At 29.8% G+C, this 17,615-nt stretch carries 13 protein-coding genes; 3 read left to right on the top strand and 10 right to left on the bottom strand.

The features are described 5' to 3' along the window. Position 1: 1 nt before the first annotated feature. From ACWYN7_RS00555 to rnpA, 4 genes are read right to left on the bottom strand one after another with little or no spacing between them, the layout of a single operon-like run. Positions 2-1,045 (bottom strand): hypothetical protein, encoded by a 1,044-nt coding sequence (locus tag ACWYN7_RS00555; RefSeq protein WP_462857897.1) that lies wholly within the window; start codon positions 1,043-1,045, stop codon positions 2-4. Positions 1,046-1,084: 39 nt separating this feature from the next. After that, positions 1,085-2,764 (bottom strand): DUF6909 family protein, encoded by a 1,680-nt coding sequence (locus ACWYN7_RS00550; RefSeq protein ID WP_462857896.1) that lies wholly within the window; start codon positions 2,762-2,764, stop codon positions 1,085-1,087. A 25-nt stretch (positions 2,765-2,789) separates the two neighbouring features. Further along, entirely contained in the window at positions 2,790-4,424 is a 1,635-nt protein-coding gene (locus ACWYN7_RS00545; RefSeq protein ID WP_462857895.1) for a S41 family peptidase, read from the bottom strand. Further along, complete coding sequence (gene rnpA / locus ACWYN7_RS00540; protein ID WP_462857894.1) at positions 4,417-4,803, bottom strand: ribonuclease P protein component; 387 nt, start codon at positions 4,801-4,803, stop codon at positions 4,417-4,419. The genes ACWYN7_RS00545 and rnpA overlap by 8 nt, the downstream gene beginning before the upstream one ends. Positions 4,804-4,990: 187 nt before the next feature. On the opposite strand from rnpA, the gene ACWYN7_RS00535 reads away from it, so the two are divergent. After that, positions 4,991-6,169 carry an acyl-CoA dehydrogenase family protein gene (locus tag ACWYN7_RS00535; RefSeq protein WP_462857893.1) on the top strand — a complete coding sequence of 393 codons (1,179 nt, stop codon included), beginning with the start codon at positions 4,991-4,993 and terminating at the stop codon, positions 6,167-6,169. A gap of 151 nt (positions 6,170-6,320) precedes the next feature. After that, a complete protein-coding gene (locus ACWYN7_RS00530) occupies positions 6,321-9,773 on the top strand; it encodes a hypothetical protein (protein WP_462857892.1) in 3,453 nt (1,150 codons plus the stop codon). Between the two features lie 61 nt (positions 9,774-9,834). On the opposite strand, the gene ACWYN7_RS00525 is transcribed toward ACWYN7_RS00530, so the two are convergent. Then, the gene (locus ACWYN7_RS00525) at positions 9,835-10,704 is read right to left on the bottom strand and encodes a DUF6252 domain-containing protein (protein WP_462857891.1); all 870 of its coding nucleotides are present in this window, start codon (positions 10,702-10,704) and stop codon (positions 9,835-9,837) included. A gap of 415 nt (positions 10,705-11,119) precedes the next feature. On the opposite strand from ACWYN7_RS00525, the gene ACWYN7_RS00520 reads away from it, so the two are divergent. Continuing rightward, a complete protein-coding gene (locus ACWYN7_RS00520) occupies positions 11,120-12,022 on the top strand; it encodes a YihY/virulence factor BrkB family protein (protein WP_462857890.1) in 903 nt (300 codons plus the stop codon). Positions 12,023-12,062: 40 nt separating this feature from the next. On the opposite strand, the gene ACWYN7_RS00515 is transcribed toward ACWYN7_RS00520, so the two are convergent. The 5 genes from ACWYN7_RS00515 to ACWYN7_RS00495 form a co-directional block, all read right to left on the bottom strand. Further along, entirely contained in the window at positions 12,063-12,464 is a 402-nt protein-coding gene (locus ACWYN7_RS00515; protein ID WP_462857889.1) for a VOC family protein, read from the bottom strand. A gap of 105 nt (positions 12,465-12,569) precedes the next feature. Further along, on the bottom strand, positions 12,570-12,755 hold the full coding sequence (locus ACWYN7_RS00510) for a YgaP family membrane protein (RefSeq protein ID WP_462857888.1): 186 nt from the start codon (positions 12,753-12,755) through the stop codon (positions 12,570-12,572). Between the two features lie 20 nt (positions 12,756-12,775). Further along, the gene (locus tag ACWYN7_RS00505) at positions 12,776-13,081 is read right to left on the bottom strand and encodes a hypothetical protein (RefSeq protein ID WP_462857887.1); all 306 of its coding nucleotides are present in this window, start codon (positions 13,079-13,081) and stop codon (positions 12,776-12,778) included. Positions 13,082-13,177: 96 nt separating this feature from the next. Then, complete coding sequence (locus ACWYN7_RS00500) at positions 13,178-16,372, bottom strand: efflux RND transporter permease subunit (RefSeq protein WP_462857886.1); 3,195 nt, start codon at positions 16,370-16,372, stop codon at positions 13,178-13,180. Positions 16,373-16,500: 128 nt separating this feature from the next. Further along, positions 16,501-17,574, bottom strand: a complete 1,074-nt coding sequence (locus ACWYN7_RS00495; protein WP_462857885.1) for an efflux RND transporter periplasmic adaptor subunit — start codon at positions 17,572-17,574, stop codon at positions 16,501-16,503. Positions 17,575-17,615: the final 41 nt, after the last annotated feature.

Raw genomic sequence — 17,615 nt, 5'->3', positions numbered from 1 at the left:
TTTATTTTTTATAATTCTCTAAAAACTTATTTAATTTAATTAAAAGTAAAAATACAATCATTAAACCAGCACCAATAACACCTAATAAAAATCCATAATTTTTAGTAACTCCTTTTAGTTCATAACCCACTGGCTGAAAGTTAGAAATAACATTTATAACTTCATATTTCTTAGATTTCTCTTTTGCTATATTTCTTAAATCGGCATTTATTTTTCTATTGGTATCAAATAATTCTAATTCTTTAGAAGTTTTCTTTTGTCCTCCTAAATCGATATTTGTACCTGTAGTTTGTTTTTTGGCTTCTTCGAGCATTACCTCCATATAAACCCTTCTTAAAGAATCTATTTGCGCTAAATTAAGTCGATATAAAGAGTCTGTTCTATTTAAATCTTCGTTCTGTAATTCTTTTATTCTGTTAAAATATTTATTATTAACAACTGAAGAAATAATTACATCATCTAACTTATTAAAAACATCATTTTTAGTAGCAACTACAGATATTTTATGTACTTTATAATCGAAATCGGTAAATGAATTTTTAAAATCTTCGTATTCATAACTCTTAATAGTTAATGTATCTACTGATAAAATTAAATCGTTATATGCATTAATTTTATCTGTATCTACCACTAAAGGTTCTATAGAAAATTTCTTTAAGGAAGAAGCATCTTCCATATTTAAATCGAAAACTTTACTTAAAGTTACAGTATCTTTCTGTTTTACTAGATCATTATAAAAATTAACATTATTATAAAGTTGTAAAGCACTCTTAAAATTTGGTTCTACCAATAATTCAGAACCATATTTTTTTTCACTTTTTACCTCCAAAAATACACCCGCTATTACACCAATTAAGCCTGCAATTCCGATTTTTATAAAATTATCTTTAAAGAATATTAAAATTGATATGAATACATGAAATATCCCTTTAAAAATAGCACCTATAAAATTAAAGAATTTTGTAAAACCTTTACCTATAATTAAAAATAATGATCCTAAGTCTACTTCTTCTTCGTTATTTTTATCTTTTTGGTTTGTTGACATTTTTTTAAAGTTTGGTTATAAAATGGATCTTTAATTGATTTAAAAAATTTGTTCTAATATTTTTTGCGTAATTGCATAAGTAGGCACAACACCTGTCATTCCTAAACCTCCTGAGGCTAAAGTTGCACCAGTTTCTAAAGGATTATCTGATGCATAATAAGCATATCTAACTTTTACGTTTTCTGATATATTTCCTCGAATTTTAGAGGCAGATTGTATGGCTTTTTGGTAATGTGCACCTTCCATTTCTAAACCAATTACATTCCAAGTAGAATCATGGAAAAACTTTAAAAGGTCTTTGTTTTGGAGTGATGTTCCCAAAACAGAAATCATTGTACCATCAAAAACTTGCACGCCAAAATTTTCTAAATCTTCTTTGGTTAACTCATTTTTAAACGGATAATTGTCTGCTGTACCTTCAAAAATATGGGCAGAAGGAATCATTATATCTCCTTTACCACCTTCTAAAATTCCTGCTTTCCCCATAATTGAAACAGATTCTACATCTAAATGAATCTTTTCATTATTAAAATTATAAGGTTTAAGCAATTCATCCATAGTTTCATAAGCTTGCTCACCAAACGCATAATCCATTACAATAATCACCGGATTTTTATCCAAAGAGTTTTCTCTTTGAAACGATGAAACATCGAAATTTATTTTATCTGTATCTATAATTTGTACATTAATGTTTGTACCAGAAGTATCTTTTACATAAATCAACCCATTTTCTGATGCATAATCTTTGACTCTTTTTTGCAAAGGTTTGCTATCTGCATTGCTTAATAATTGAAAAAGTTCAAAGCCTTTGTGCGTTGCTGCTTCATCTGGTAATGCTCCGTTTGCATAAATAGAATTTAAAACGCTGTGCATATTTGCACTAATAATATGTATTGGTCTTTTTAAAAGATTGTATTCTTTTAAAATGTGTTTGATATCATTTGCCCAAATTTCACCATAAATATGATGCCCTATTTCTTCTATTAAAAGAGAGCTAAAAGTTACTGTTCGTTTTTCTCCTTCGTACACTTCTTTAATAGCGAGTTTACCCAACCAATAAATGATCTCAAAAAATTTATTTGGTCTTTTTTCTGTAGAAAAAACTTTAAATATTTCAGAAACCTCATCAAAAGTTCTTCCTAAAATATTTCCTAAATGAACTATTAAGACTTCTTTTTCTTCTTCGGATATTTTCTTTTTATGCAAAACAACGTCTTCTAAATGAAGCCATTCTCTTGTAAAACTCTCACCTTCGTCTAAAGAAACACGTTCTTGAATTTTATGAGATTCTATAAACAAAAAAGTAAGATGCGTAAGAATATCATAAATTTCAGATCTACCTCTGGTAATTTCGATATTCATTTGATCTTTATCAATCCTGTAACAATTTCTTCTCCTTTTTGGAGGAATAATTGGTTTAAAATGAGAATTTTTATAACCTTCGTCTGCAGTTAAATTGATAAATTGACATTGTTCTATGCCTTCTGGAAGTCTTTCGATAACATACGTTAAACCCTTTAATTCTATTTTTTCTTCTGCTATAGAACCATAAATTTCTGGCCTTAAAAGCAATAACGATTTACGAAGAGTTTCACCTGAAACTCCCATTGGTTTGTAAAAGCCTCTACTAAACAAATGGCGCATAGAAATATAAAGTTTTTCTATTGCATTTGTAGATTCTTGGGCTCTTGTTCTTTCTATGTTTTTTGGATCTAGCATTTTATTTTGTGGAGCAAATATATAATTAATTAACTGATAATATTTGATTATATCTATCTTGATTTTTTAATAATTCTACAGCTTTAGATATGGTGTTATCTTGCTTTAAATTGTGTTTATAAACACCTTCGCTATAATAATATCTTTTAATAATTTCTTCTTCTATTAAAGCATTTATAATGTCTTGATTTTTGGACACTTCTTTAATTTTTTCTTCTAAAAGTATGTTTTTTATTTTTTTATATTCTTTTAAAATATTGTCTCTATTAGAAGCTAAAAAAGCTTTTTTAAACAGCCTTTCTTGTTCTAAAACAAACGTAGTATCTGTTTTTAAATATTCTGTAAACTTTTTGAAATCTGCAGTTTTATAAGCAAAACTTTCTACAGAATCAATTTCTTTATTTTTATAAAAATAATCGGTAGCAAAATTAAAAATTGCTTTAGAATTTAATAAACTTTCTGTTGCTTTTGTTCTTTTAGTTTCTTTAATTTCTATATCAGGTAGTACTCCTCCTCCATCAAAAACTGTACGTCCTTTTGCAGTTTTAAATTCGTTAATTCCTTGGTCAGAAAATTTTGGAACCTTACCTGTTTTATCATCTCTATTGGTGTAATCTAATTCTTGAATACATCTGCCACTTGGTGTATAATATTTAGAAATTGTTAATTTTAATTGCGTACCATATGTCAATTCTTTTTGACGCTGAACTAAACCTTTACCAAAAGAACGCTGCCCCATAATTACAGCTCTATCATAATCTTGCAAAGAACCACTAACAATTTCTGATGCAGATGCAGACTTACCATCAATTAGAACTACCAAAGGAATTTCTAGATCTAAAGGATCATTAGTGCCCTTGTAAGCCTGACTTAATTCTTTAATTTTAGCTTTGGTTGTAACAATAGTTTTACCTTTTGGTATAAAAAAGTTTGTAATATTGATGGCTTCCATTAAAGAACCTCCTGGATTCGATCTTAAATCAAAAACCAACTTTTTCATTCCTTTTTTCTTTAATGCTCTGTAAGCTTTTTTTACTTCGGATGATGCTTTGTTATTAAACCTCGTTAAAGTAATGTAACCTGTTTCATTATCAATCATACTAAAAAAAGGAACAGGATTTATTTCTACTTGTTCTCTGTTTACTTGTTTTTTAATAATATTTCCTTGACGCTCAATTTCTATGCTTAGTTGGGTATCTGGAGCGCCTTTTAAAAACATAGATTGCTGATCTCTATCCATATTTTTAATAGATTCTCCATTTACAGAAATTATTACATCTCCTGCTTTTAAAGCAGCTTTATCTGCAGAAAAACCTTTATAAATTTCTTTTATTTGAATACCTTGTTGGGTATAATAAACAGAAACTCCTATACCTGCATACTCACCTTCTCTTCTTATTCTAGCATCTTCTACATCTTGCTCATTATAAAAATTGGTGTACGGATCTAAATCTTTTAAAGTGTTTTTAATTACTTTATCTGTTAAATCCGCAGGATTAATTTCATCAATATAATACATATTTAACTCCTTAAACAAAGAGTTATATATTTCTATTTGTTTGGCTACCTCAAAAAAATTAGATTTAAAAGAAAACGATAAAAAAACCGTTGCAACTAATAGAATTAGTATTGTATGTCTTTTGATTTTTAGGTTACTCATTTTCTTTATTTTTTACTTCTTCTACAAATAAGTTTAACAGTTTATTCATTTTAGAAAAAAGTTCTTCATAAGGTTTTTCTTCTTTACCAATATACGAAATCATAAAAACGTAAGGTTTGTCTAAATTATTGTACACAATTTCTTTCTGTAAACGATACGTTTCTCTCATTACTCTTTTAAGTCGATTTCTGTGAGGCGCTTTCTTAAAATTTCGTTTTGCTACAGAAACCCCAACTTGTGCAGGAAAATCTGACGTATGTTCTATTTGGAGATAAACCATTCTTAAAGGAAAAGCTTTTACAGATTTTCCTTCTTTATAAAGCTTTTCTATTAATTTTCTACTTTTTAATCTTTCTTGTTTTCCTAGGGTAAACTTCATTACTACAAACTTAATTGAAAAGGATAACTTTTTATGACTTTCAACAAAGGAAATTCAAAAATTCAGTATTTTTATAAAAGTAAATTAACAAATATTTTCTGAATATTATTTCAAAAAATTAAACAATAATCAATATTTTTGTTAAAATTTATACATTTTACAATTTATCCTTTAGAAAATTAGAGATATGAAACCAGATTTATTTACAGCTCCAGATTACTATAATATTGATGATTTATTAACTGATGAACATAAATTAGTACGTGAATCTGCTAGAAGTTGGGTAAAACGAGATGTGTCTCCTATTATAGAAGAATATGCTCAAAAAGCAGAATTCCCAAAACAAATTATTGGTGGTTTAGCAGAAATTGGTGCTTTTGGTTCATATATTCCTACAAATTATGGAGGTGCTGGTTTAGATCAAATTTCTTACGGATTAATTATGCAAGAAATAGAACGTGGTGATTCTGGTGTTCGCTCTACTGCTTCTGTGCAATCTTCTTTAGTAATGTATCCTATTTACAAATACGGATCAGAAGAACAGCGAAAAAAATATTTGCCAAAATTGGCTTCTGGAGAATGGATGGGTTGTTTTGGTTTAACAGAACCCAATCATGGCTCTAATCCTGGAGGTATGGAAACTAAGTTTAAAGACATGGGAGACCATTATCTTTTAAATGGTGCAAAAATGTGGATTTCTAACGCTCCTTTTGCACAAATTGCAGTGGTTTGGGCTAAAAATGAAGAAGGTAGAATTCATGGTTTAATTGTAGAACGTGGTATGGAAGGTTTTTCTACCCCAGAAACACATAACAAGTGGTCTTTGCGCGCTTCTTCTACAGGCGAGTTAATTTTTGATAATGTAAAAGTGCCTAAAGAAAATCTATTGCCTAATAAATCTGGTTTGGGTGCTCCTTTAGGTTGTTTAGATTCTGCTCGTTTTGGAATTGCTTGGGGAGCCATTGGTGCTGCTATGGATTGTTATGATACAGCTTTGCGTTACTGCAAAGAACGTCATCAATTTGGTAAACCTATTGGTCAGTTTCAATTACAACAAAAAAAGTTAGCAGAAATGATTACTGAAATCACCAAAGCACAATTGTTAGCTTGGAGATTAGGTGTTTTAAGAAATGAAGGCAAAGCAACCTCTGCACAAATTTCTATGGCTAAACGTAATAATGTAGAAATGGCTATAAATATTGCAAGAGAAGCAAGACAAATGTTAGGTGGAATGGGTATTTCTGGCGAATATTCTATTATGCGTCATGCAATGAATTTAGAGAGTGTTATAACTTACGAAGGTACACATGATATTCACTTATTAATAACTGGTTTAGACGTTACAGGATTAAATGCATTTAAATAATTTCTATTAACAACACTACTATTTACTTTTTATTTTTTCTATATCGTATTCGTTAATTTTTTGAATATATGACATTTGACAGCTTTTTAATCTAATTGATGCTATAGTTTTGCTTTAGAAATTATTCCAATCATAATTAAAGTAAAACTCCATGCAAGAAACTAGAAAAGACATCGTTCAGTTTATAAACTTAAGGTTAGCTTCTTTAGGTCAGCCAACTTTTAAAGACAATGAAGAAAATCCTGAGAAATTTTTAGATCCAAAATTTGAAGAATTATCATTAGGTCTTGTTAAAAGTCTACAAGAAAAATCAAGATTATTGGCCGATCATCATTCTCCTGCCGATTCAAGAATTCAAAGTTTTATAGATGATTATTTAAAGGAAGTATCTATAGATAAATCATTAAAAATACCAAATAACACATTAATTCTATCTAAAAAAGGACAAGCAAGAGAAGCAAGTTTACCACCAGATGGTAATTCTTTTAAAAGTGATTTGGTTACAACAAGCAGAGTTAAACAAGGTATTTTAAACAATCCTTTGCACGATAAAAGAACTACAAAAGGTACTTTTCATATTGTAGAAGGTGATTTACCTGTGCCTTTAGATAAATTTGAAGTACCAAAAGTTACTTTTGCACATTTTTTACATGCCGCTTTTAATCCTTCTGATGATTTAAAAATATTACCATTTACAGCTGACCAAGAAGAAAAGGCTAAAGTAATGGTTTCTATGTTATTAAGGCCAACTGTATGTCCTGAAGTAAAAGGAGTAATTTCAAAAAAATCTTTAGAAGTTCGTTTTTTTGTACCAGGTAACTTGGTAAGTAATTTAGATTTTGTTGAATCTATTTTTGGTAATGCTGGCGATCCAAACTTAGCACATAATGATGCTGCTTTAGACCCAGAACATTGGACAGGTCATACAGGATGTATTGTTTTAGCTCCGCAATTATTAAAACTAAAGAAAAAAGATGTTGGTTTACCTCATTTTGATGATGCAACTGAGCGTCAAAGAAAAGATGGAATGTGTTATAAAGACGAAAACGAACTATACAACAATGGTGGCGCATTTAAAATTACATGTAGAGATGAAAGAGGTGTGGTTATCACTTTAATTGCAGACAACTACTATGGTTATTCTAAAAAAGAAATTAAAACTCAAATCAGTTACTCAGCCAACTTATTTGGTTTAGTAGAAGAAGAACACGCAGGTGGTGCTATTGCTTTTGCAAGAAGAGTTATGGGCGATACTTTAGATGGTAAAGATTACTCTGAATTCCATAATTTTAAACATACTTTCGAAGAAGTAAAAGAACTTTTAGGCGATACTATTGATGTGCAACCAGAAAACTATGCCATAGACAAAAAGTATCCTAATATAATTTATATACCTGAGTTTGCTTATGTAAACATCAACAAAAATAGCATTACATGGATGCATAATAGTAAGGAACAAAAATTAACTTTATCTCCTCACAAAACTTATGTTCATCCAACAGGTAATAAGTTTAAACTTGAGAAACATAAATCGGTTAATTTATGGAGAATAGTTGATACGTTTGCAGAAGGTGTTTTCTGTCATAAACCTTGTACAGTTTCTGGTGGTGGTAAATCTGAAATTTCTAAATCGATGCAAAACGCTATTACGTATAGCAATTTTAACATTCAAGATATAGAAGAAGATTTTAAAAAGGCCGATGAAATTATTGAATATACTTACTCAAATCGTTGGAAAGTAAAAGATCCAAACAGACCAGTATCAAGATCATTTTTAAGCGAAAAAAGATCTTTAAGTTCTGCTGTTCGATTATTAACTCCTTCAGATCAAAATTCTGATGAGTATAATGAAATGCTTAAAAACATTCCTGTTCACATTCGTTCTTTAGTGTTATTTGTAAAACGTTTATACAGACAAGCACATGGAGGTTTAAACTGGAAACAATACATGACTGTTGAAATTATTAATGGTCAAAAAGGTACAGGTGTAAGATATCAAAATACACCAGTTGTTGGTAGTTATGTTCGTATTGGATTTAATCCAGAAGGAAATTGGATGCTAAATAAATTACGTTCAGACTTTTCTCCTTGCGAAAAAATTCAGACGGAAGATGATATTTCAGCTTCAATTACACTGCCTAGAGAATCACTTAAAAATTTAAATCCTGAATTTAAAAATAAGAGTTTAAAAATAGTAACAAACTGCGAGGCTCATTTATTTCAAAGACCAGATGAGGCTGTAGTTAGAGGTTATGACAAAGGCGCAGAATTAGATTTAGTAACTGAAGGACGTTTTTTAACAAACTATGAGTTGCTTAAAAAAGAAGATGCTATTGCGTTGTACGAAGATACTATCAACTTTGATAAATATACACAACCTGTACAAGACTTTATAGAAAGTATTGTAAATAGCGATAAAGAAGAAGAGTATTTTGTTGTTCCTTCTCATACAAGATTAGTAAATGGAGAGCCAACCAAAAACCCTCGTTATTTAGAGCCAAACAAATTTATTAAAGAAACTGAAGCTAGTTATTTAGCAGATATTGGTGTTCGTTTGGTAAGAAGAATGTCTTTAAAAGAACCTTTAAACCATGTTGTAAACGCTGTTTTACCAGGAAGAAGAAACAACCCAGTAGATAAAGCAAACGGAATTAGACCTTTAGCAGTATACAACCCAATTCATTATCAAGAAACTCCAGAATTATTTATGGACTTTATCTGTAGTTTAACAGGTAAATCTCCATCAACAACAGGAGCAGGTTCTGAAGGAGCTTTAACCAAAGCACCATTTAACATGCTAACACCAACAACAGATTTAAACAATGCTTTGTTGTCTCATATTTTAACAGAATCTAATGGTTTTAGCACTGCTGCAGGATATGTTGGTGCAGAAAATAAAATAGATCATGATGTTAGCTTATTAATCCCTGAAATTTGGGCTAGATTAGAACCAAAAGACAGAGATCCTAATTATTTAATTAAGAAAAATGCTTTAGAAAAAATTGATGATTTTGAATATGAAGGAGAAAAAATCTTAGCAAGTAGATTAGGATATAGAATTACCAAAAAATTTGCTTACAGATGTATGAGTAGAATTTTTGATGAACCAACTGCTGTATTTAGCGAAAGAATGTTAAAACCAGAATTGCAAGGTTTAGAAGATTATGTAGATGGAATTAAAAACATTTGCGAAGCGCAACAAAAAGTAGCTTTAAACTATTTTGAAGACGGAAGTGTAGATGCAGCAATACCTCCTTTAAAAATATTATTGCACATAATGGCTTATGGCAATTATGAAGGTAAAGAAATCAGTGACCCAGAATTGCGTAAATATTTTGATAGAGATTATGTAATTAATAGCGATTGGTATTTAGAACGTTTAAAATTAAAACAAGAAAAAGACATCGCTTTTTATAAAAAACAAATCGACTATTTAGAAGCTTTTATTTCTAATCTAGATAATAAAGAACTAGTGGCTGAAATGAATATAAACAAACGCCTAGAAAAAATTAGAGAACTGCATAAACAAGCAAAATCTAAATTTTATTTAGAAAGTTTAAACGGAACAATTGGAGCGGATCCTTTATGTAAAAAAGTAAAGTAATTTACAACTATTTGTTAACTATCATCCTGCAAGGTTTTTATAATCTTGTAGGATGTTTTTTTTAATAAGAAACTCTAAACTGCCCTTCTGTTATGGCAAAACTATTCGTTGATGATGCAGCAGTTGCATCAAACTCAAAAGTACCTGTAATAAGATTTGTAGTAATATTATGACTAATAATTCTAATTTTACCACTAGCCTCATAAGTTACACCATTTACAGTGTACTGTGCTGTAGGATATGTTTGTGAAGCAAAACTACCAAAATCATATTCGCCAACAGTAACATTATAAGGTACAATTAAACTTATGGTTTCAGTGGCACTTTTATTGGCATCAATTGTAATTAATTTGTTATTGCCAAGGGTAATTAAATTACTAAACAAGCTAATATCTTCGTAATCTACACCCTCTACTTTTGCAGTAAAACCATCGCTACCAATTGGGAATTCTCCTTTAGGAACCTCACTAAAACTACCACTAAAAAAAGCTTTAGAACTACCAGAAATACTGTTTCTGCCAATAAAATTAAAATTACCAGATATGGTATTGTAAATGTAATCTATGTTGGTTATTTCTATAGTACCTCTGCTTGAAGTTTCGCTAAAAGTGGTCCAAACATCAGTAGTATTCGAAGCGTCTTCTGCATAAGTTGCAATAGTATTTAAACCTTCGAAACTAAAAGTACCAATATCAAAATTATCTACTCTTAAAGTAAAAGATTCGTTTGTATTAACATCTAATGCATTTATAAAAAGATCTTCTCCTTCTATTGTAAAATTAACATCGTTTGTTACAAATGTTGCACCATCAAAAGTGGTTTGAAATATTGCGTTGTTTTCGTAAACAGGAAAAAAAATCCCATTTTCTTCACAAGAATTGAAAATGAATAAAATTGATAAAAAAAGGAAACAACCCTTTATATGCTTCATTGCTTAAATGTTAAAAAACAAAAGTAAGGATATTAATTATTTAATTAAACCCGAATACCAAAAGTTTAAGAAGCAGTTTCTAATAAAACTTTTGGGCATCTTTTACAATTAACGCCTTTTTTCTTGTATTTATTGCAACATTTATTTTTTGGCTTAATACAATTAGAAGTACAAACACTATTGCAAACAGAAGCATTTTCTATAGAAATAATCGATTTCTTTGCAGTATAAAAAACAATCATTAGTAATAATTAGATTGCAAATATAATTCTTTATTTAGAATAAATAAAAATAAAAAATTAATTTTAAATATGAACACACTTTATCTTAATTAAAGATAAATTAATTTTGTTTTTACTAAAAAACAAAGTGTTTCAAAAGGCAACTCCTTTTTTATTCAGTAAATTAGCTTTATATGAGAAAAAAAGAAGAAAAAGACATAAAATTAAAATTTAAACTAAAACATTTACCAGAATTATTAGTTACCAGTGCTAAATCTTGGTTTAACGATGCTCCTTTTAACAAAGCTGCCATTATTGCTTATTATGCCATATTATCTTTACCTGCACTTATTATAATTATCTTTAATTTGGTAGGATCTATTTGGGGGAAAGAAATTGTAGAAGGACAAATTCTAGATGAAATCTCTAAAGCTATTGGTACAGAAACAGCAGAAACAATACAACAAATGATGATTAATGATGGTGATAAAAAAACATCATTTTTTACTACAATTATTGGTATTTCAACTTTAATTTATGGTTCTTCTGGTGTGTTTTTTCAAATACAAAATATTTTAGATGCTATTTGGGATGCAAAACCTAGGTTTAAAAATGGTGTTTTAGAAACTGTTTTTGTAAGATTAAAAAGCTTTGGTTTTATTCTAATAATTGTTTTTCTTTTATTAATCAGTTTAGTCTTAACATCCTTATTAAGTACTTTTGAAAAAAATTTAAAAAACTTTTTGTCTAATGATCTTGTAAACTCAATTTTTACTTTAGACATTTTTATTTCTTTAGCTTCTATCTATTTTATTTTTGCAGCCATGTTTAAAGTTTTACCTAACGCAAATATACCTTGGCGAGCTGTAAGAATTGGTGCTCTTTTAACTTCTATTCTTTTTGTTGTAGGTAAATATTTATTAGCAATTTATTTTAGTGAGTTAGAACCTGGTTCTACTTATGGTGCTGCAGGTTCTATAATTTTAATAATGCTTTGGGTTTCTTACACTAGTTTAATCTTATTTTACGGTGCGCATTTTACAAGAGCTTACTCAAGAAAATATCTTTTAGAACAACCCAAAAAGATTGTAGAATAAAAAAAGCTATCTAAAAAATTATTTCTAGATAGCCTTAATTTTAAGCTTTAAAATTTAACATCCAATGGATATTGTATTTATCAGTACATCTTCCGTAAATAGCATTCCACGAGGTTTCTTGTAATGGTGTATGTACAATACCTGCACTACTTAATTGATTAAAAACATCGTTTAATTCTTTTTCTGAATCAAAATCTACTGCTAAATGCATATTATTTCCATTTGTAAGTGGTGTATCTGGAGAAGCATCGTACATCATAATATGAAAGTTTTTAGATTTTATTTCTAAATGTTGAATTTTTTCTAAATAATGATCTGGAATATCAATTTTTGCTTCTTTATAAGTTGTTTTTTCTATAATATCTCCTCCAAAAATTGAAGTATAAAAGTTGGCTGCTTGTTGACAATTTCCGTCAAATGATAAATAAGGTCTAATTTTCATAATTCTTTTGTTTATTGTTATCATAACCAAAATTACTACTGTTATCAGACCTAGATTAGCTCTTATACTTTAAAAGTTAGCTTATTTGCAGTTGCACATTTACACCTATTTCTTAACTCCTAATTTTAACAAAATAGTTTCTAACAAACACCATTTTGTAAATGCAGATTGAATCATATTTACACCAATAAATACACCAAACCACAACCAGTTTATGCTTACATAATAAGATAAGGTTACCATTAATAACACCATACATCCTACTATAATTCTAAAATATTTATTTAACATTTTTATCTTCTTTTATTAATTTATATAAATCTTTCTATTGGTAAAACAATCGCTTTTAAAGGATTGTTTGTTTTTAAATTCTTATTAAACGCTTCTAAAAGCACAAACAAATTATCTATTTTTTGTTCTTCTGTAAAAGAGAAAAACATCGTAGATTCATTTCCGTGTTTTTGTCCAGAAAACCAACTAGAAGCTTGCAATACTGTAGCTACATTTTTATAACCATCAATATCTGAACTGCTAAAATTATCTATATCTGCTTTTTTAAAGATTTGCAAAACTTCTTTTTGATATGCTTCTACTGCTGTAACTAAAACTAATTTCATCTGATTTAAATTTTATTGTCAATTTGAGCACAGTCGAGATTTTATTAAAACCTCTGAACTTAAAAAAGAGGACTCGACTGCGCTCAACCTGACCAACTATTTATAATTCTTCTTTTCAATCATATAATACACCAATGGTACAACCAACAATGTAAAAACCGTAGATACAATGGTACCTCCCATTAAAGAAATTGCTAACCCTTGAAAAATTGGATCGAATAAAATAACAAAAGCTCCAATTACAACAGTACCTGCAGTTAATAAAATTGGCGTTGTTCTTACTGCTCCTGCTTCTATAGCAGCTTGTTTAATTGGCACTCCTTCTGCAATTCTTAGGTTGATAAAATCGATCAATAAAACCGAGTTTCTTACCATAATTCCGGCTAAAGCTATCATACCAATAAATGAAGTTGCTGTAAAAAATGCGCCCATCATCCAATGGCCTAAAATTATTCCTATTAATGATAAAGGAATAGCAACCATCATTACAACTGGTGCTTTAAAGTTCTGAAACCAACCCACAATTAAAATATAAATTAAGATAATTGCACCTAAAAAAGCGATTCCTAAATCTCTAAAAACTTCTAATGTAATTTGCCATTCTCCATCCCATTTTACTGTATAATCGTCTTCAAAATCTGGTTGTCCTAAATACATTTCGTTTAATTTGTAACCTTCTGGAAGTTCAATTTCTTTCAATTTCTTTTCCATTCCCAGAATTGCATAAGCAGGACTTTCTAATTCCCCTGCCATATCTGCCATAACATAAACAACACGTTTTTGATTTTTTCTATAAATACTTTTTGCTGCATTGGTTTCTTTAATATCAACCAAATCTGCAATTGGAACCATATTGCCAATTTTAGACTTTACTTTTAATTGAGAAATATCTGAAATGGTAGATTTTTCTTTTTCATCTAAACTCAACACCAAACCAACTTGATTTACAGCATCTTCATCATACAAAGTTGTAATTGGCCTGTTTGATAAAGCCATATTCATTGTGTATGCAATTTGTTGTGGCGCAACTCCATACAACATTGCCTTTTCTTTATTGATTTCAAATTGATATTCTTTTTGATCAGCTTCTACCATCCAATCAATATCTACAACATCATCAGTATTTTTTAAGATATTTTGAACATCGTTTGCAATTCTAATTTGTTCGTTATAATCTGGTCCGTAAACCTCAGCAACAATTGTTGATAAAACTGGAGGTCCAGGTGGCACCTCAACCAACTTTACATTGGCATTGTATTTTGATGCAATTTTCTGAATTTCTGCTCTTAACAATTTTGCAATTCCATGACTTTGAATTGAACGTTCTTCTTTATCTAATAAATTTACTTGAATATCTGCCATGTTAGATCCACCACGTAAATCGTAATGACGCACTAAACCGTTAAAAGTTATAGGTGCAGAAGTACCTACATAATTCTGATAATTAACTACTTCTGGTCTTGTAGATAAATACTGAGCAATTTCTTGAGTAACAACTCCTGTTCTTTCTAAAGTTGTGCCTTCTGGCATATCAATTACTACTTGAAACTCGTTTTTATTATCAAAAGGCAACATTTTTACGGCAACAGAATTGGTTACAAATAACCCCATTGTTGCAATCAAAAGAAAAAATGTTCCTCCTAAAAACAACCATCTTTTGGTTCCGTTTTCTAACAAAGGCCTTTCTAACTTATTGTAAACTTTATAAATAAAGGTTTGCTCTAAAGGTTTTTCTGATTTTTCTTCACCTCCTTTTTTGTCTTTTTCTCTTAAGAAAATATACCCTAAATAAGGTGTAATAGTTAAGGCCACAAATAATGATAAAATCATTGCAATTGATGCTCCAATTGGCATTGGTGCCATATAAGGCCCCATTAAACCAGACACAAAAGCCATTGGTAAAACAGAAGCAATTACTGTAAAAGTTGCTAATATTGTTGGGTTACCTACTTCATTAATGGCATATAAAGCTGCTTGTTTAAAAGGCAAGCGTTTCATTTTAAAATGCCTGTGCATATTTTCTGCAATAATTATAGAATCATCAACCACAATACCTGTTACAAAAACCAATGCAAATAGTGTAATTCTGTTTAAGGTATAATCTAACATATAATAACTTAGCAATGTTAGAGCAAACGTAATGGGTACAGATAAAAACACGACCAAACCACCTCTCCAGCCCATAGCTAACATAACCACAAGTGTAACTGCAATGATAGAACCAATAAGGTGTAACAATAATTCTGATACTTTATGAGAAGCTGTTTCTCCGTAATTTCTGGTAACTTCTACGTGAACATCATCTGGAATTAAAGTGGTACGTAAATGAGCTACTTTATCTAAAATAACTTCAGCAATTTTCATTGCATCTGCACCTTTCCTTTTGGCTACAGAAATAGTTACTGCAGGATATTCTGATTGATATTCAGACGATTTTTCACTCCCTTTTCCAAAACCTAAAGACACGTAATTTTGTGGAATTTCTGGTCCGTCAACAATAGTTGCAATTTGTTTTAAATAAATTGGTTGATTCTTTTGCACACCAACTACTAAATTTTCTACATCTGTAACAGAAGCTAAAAACTTACCTGTATTTACCAGAAATTCAGTATCATTTTTATCAAAACTACCAGATATTAATTGTGAATTGTTGGCTTTTATCATTTCTGAAACCGACAAGAAATCTAATCCGCTTGCGGCCAATTTATCCTTGTCTAAAACCACTCTTAACTGACGATTTCTTCCGCCAATTTTATGTGTAATTGAAACATCATTAACTTTTTTAATTTCAGTTTCTAACTCTTGTGCCATTTGCCCAAGCTGAAAATCGTTATAATTTTCGCTCCACAAAGTTAAACCTAGCATTGGTACATCATCAATAGCACGTGTTTTAACTAACGGAAACGTAACACCTTGTGGCATTTGGTCCATGTGTTTGTTAATTTCGTTGTACAATTTTACGAACGAACGCTCAATATCTTCGCCCACATAAAACTGAACAATTACCATTGCTTTTTCGTTCATTGCAGTGGCATACACATACTCAACACCTTTAATATTAGAAATTAATTTCTCTAAAGGTTTTACAACTCTATTTTCTACTTCTGTAGGACTTGCTCCTGGATATCCCACAAAAATATCTGCCATTGGCACATCAATTTGTGGCTCTTCTTCTCTAGGAATTAAAAACGAACTGTATACACCAATCACCATAAAAACGATCATCAGCAATACTGTAAGTTTTGATCCAATAAAGACTTTTGCAATTTTACCAGCTAAACCTTCTTTCATATTATTAAGCCCCTTTTAATTTCCCCAAAGGGGAAAAACTGTTTGGGAATTTTTACAGTTAATTTTTTATTTTTTTTAGTTCGATTCCGTTTTGGCTTCCTTCCCATTGGGAAGGATTGAGGATGTGCTTATTTTATTTTTGCTCCGTTAAATAATTTACCATCAGCAGAAATTATATAAGATTCATCAGCATTTAATCCTGATAAAACTTCAACATTATTACCATAAGTTCTACCCAAACGCAACCAACGCAACAAAGCTGTATTCGTCTGACTTACTGTATAAACACCCGATAATTGTCCGTTTTTAACAATTGCATCTACAGGAATTAAAACCATCTCAGATTTCATTTTTTGTTCTACAGGGAATTGTACTGTAGCAAACATTCCTGATAAAATATTGACTTCTGTTTTTTCTAAGGCTATTTTTACTAAATATTGTCCTCCAGTATTTTTTGCAGAAGTACTTACTTCTGTAACTTTTCCTTTTACAGTTTTGTCAATTGCTTTTACCAAAACATTTACATTGGTACCTTTTTTAATTTCAGAAATTTCAGTTTCTGGAACCATTGCCAATACTTCAAAATCTTTTGGAGATTCTAAGCTAATTAAAGGCATTCCTGGGTTTGCCATATCTCCAGCATCTATATTTTTATTTGTAATTATTCCGCTAAAAGGCGCAGTAATATTAGAGTAAGTAAACTGCGCATTGATTTCGTTTTTCATCTGTTTAGCAGATTCTAAACCTGCTTTTGCCATTTGATAATTGGTAGTCATATCATCCATTTCTTTTTGAGAAATACTACTACTAGCCAATAAGTTTTTAAAACGATTGTAATTTTTTTCTGCATTTGTAAAAGCAGTTTGTGCTTGCACAATACCAGCATCAACTTGTGCTTTTTTGGCTTGTAAATCTGTATTATTTATAGAAACTAACAGCTGACCTTTTTTAACTTTATCACCAACATTTACGTGTACTTTTTTTACAAAACCCATCATTCTAGTACTTAAATCTGCACTATTGGTAGCTTGTATTTTTCCACTTACAGATAAAAACGGATTGTTATTGTTTGCTGTAATTTTATTTACAACAACTTTAATTGCTGGTGAATTATCAACGATTGCTTTTTTGTCTTCACTACCACAACTTGTTAGATATAATGAAGCTGATAATAAAGTAATTATGTAGATATATTTTTTCATTTGTATGGATTTTATTATTGAAAACTATGGCCATTTACTGC

It is taken from the genome of Polaribacter sp. M10, assembly GCF_054968445.1.
Note: the sequence above shows the minus strand (reverse complement) of the source record. Positions and strands in the feature narration are given on the sequence as shown.